Genomic DNA, 1828 nt, shown 5'->3' on the forward strand with positions numbered 1-1828 from the left:
TTTGCAACGAACAGAGGTGGTGCTCTGGTAAGAATTGAGGGACTGCGCGGATTTATCCCCGGTTCACATATCAGCACTCGCAAGCCGAAGGAAGATCTGCTGGGCGAAGAACTGCCCTTGAAGTTTCTGGAGGTAGATGAAGATCGCAATCGACTAGTCCTTAGCCACCGTCGTGCTTTGGTTGAGCGCAAGATGAACCGCCTAGAGGTTGGTGAGGTCGTTATTGGTACGGTGCGCGGTATCAAACCCTACGGTGCGTTTATTGATATTGGTGGTGTTAGCGGACTGTTGCATATTTCCGAAATTTCTCATGATCACATTGATACACCTCACAGTGTGTTCAATGTTAATGATGAGCTTAAGGTTATGATTATTGACCTAGACGCAGAAAGAGGTCGGATTTCGCTGTCAACAAAGCAGCTTGAACCAGAGCCAGGGGACATGGTTAAGAATCCACAAGCGGTCTACGAGAGAGCTGAAGAGATGGCTGCTAAATATCGAGAGCAACTGCTGGCTAAGCAACAAGGGCTAGCATCTATGCCTCTTCCTGTGGCAGAAGATACTGTTTCTGTCGATAGCGATGTGGAGCTAGAAGTTGAGGAAATTCCGGCTGCTACTGACGATGAGTAGCTAGTTTCTAGCCTTACAGCCTATGCTAAAGATTTGCTGCGATCGATTTGTAGCGACTGCTGTTGAGGCTGTGATCTTCGACAAAGATGGTACTCTAGCTGATTCAGAACAATATCTGCTAGCTCTGGGCCGGGAACGATCGCGGTTGCTGGCTGAAGGTTCCGCTGACATCGCAGCATTACTCAATGACTGCTTTGGGCTGACAACAACTGCTGTGAAAGGTGGTGGATTGTTAGCAGTGGGCACTCGTCATGAAAATAAAATAGCTGCGGTTAATTGCCTTGTTCAGGCTGGTTTGGCAAAAGAGCAGGCTGAGCAAAAGGTGGATGAAGCTTTTGGAGTAGCGGACGAGCTGATGCCAGAAAAGGCCGCATCTACTCCAGTTTTTTCCGGTGTAGTGCCCTTGCTACAGCAGTTGCACCAAATTGGGCTAAGTATTGGTATTCTCTCGTCAGACTCAACTGTAAATGTTGAAGCGTTTGTCCAAGCCAACTGTCTGCATCCTTACGTTCAAGCCTGCCTAGGTACGGATACGGCCTTGAAAAAACCAGATCCGGCATTATTTCACTGGGCATGTCAACAGCTTGGGGTTAATGCTCAACGGGCAGTTATGGTTGGTGACTCGTCAACTGATATGATTATGGCAAAATTAGCGGGAGCTTTGGGAAGTATCGGAGTAACGTGGGGTTGGCAGATTCCGTGCTTGCCAAAGGAGGCTGATGCAATCGCCCGCGAATTTCGCGATATTAAGGTGCTTGGCTGAATGCTATAATTTGCGGGACTTATAGTAGCTGGCTTACCAAATCAACGCAAAGAGAGGATCCTGCCTTGTCCAGTCGTTACTTTTTCACTTCGGAATCCGTAACAGAAGGTCACCCTGATAAGATCTGTGACCAAATTTCAGATGCCATTCTTGATGCCTTACTGACTCAAGATCCAACCAGCCGAGTAGCCGCTGAAGTTGTGGTGAACACAGGTTTAGTTCTAATTACAGGAGAGATCACTTCCAAAGCTCAGGTCAACTACATTGATTTGGCTCGACAGAAAATCACTGAAATTGGCTATCTGGGAGCAGATAGTGGCTTCTCCGCTAATAGCTGTGCTGTTTTAGTAGCGTTGGATACTCAATCTCCTGATATTGCTCGTGGTGTAGATGTGGCGCGAGAGGTTCGCTATCAAACTAGTGATGAGTATTTTG

General features: G+C 47.5%; 3 protein-coding genes. All 3 read left to right on the forward strand.

All coding sequences use genetic code 11. The annotated features are described in order from the left end of the window. Positions 1-630: S1 RNA-binding domain-containing protein (locus NZ772_18320; GenBank protein ID MCS6815512.1), on the forward strand; the 630-nt coding region annotated here is incomplete at its 5' end. A 22-nt stretch (positions 631-652) separates the two neighbouring features. Further along, complete coding sequence (locus NZ772_18325; GenBank protein MCS6815513.1) at positions 653-1393, forward strand: HAD family hydrolase; 741 nt, start codon at positions 653-655, stop codon at positions 1391-1393. 65 nt (positions 1394-1458) lie between these two features. After that, positions 1459-1828 (forward strand): methionine adenosyltransferase (locus NZ772_18330; GenBank protein ID MCS6815514.1); only part of this gene is annotated, 370 nt, incomplete at its 3' end.

The organism is Cyanobacteriota bacterium, assembly GCA_025054735.1.
Classification (GTDB): domain Bacteria; phylum Cyanobacteriota; class Cyanobacteriia; order SKYG9; family SKYG9; genus SKYG9.

Excerpts from the sequence above, each read along its gene's own strand:
- NZ772_18325 (MCS6815513.1), top strand. The coding sequence starts at position 653 with ATGCTAAAGATTTGCTGCGATCGATTTGTAGCGACTGCTGTTGAGGCT.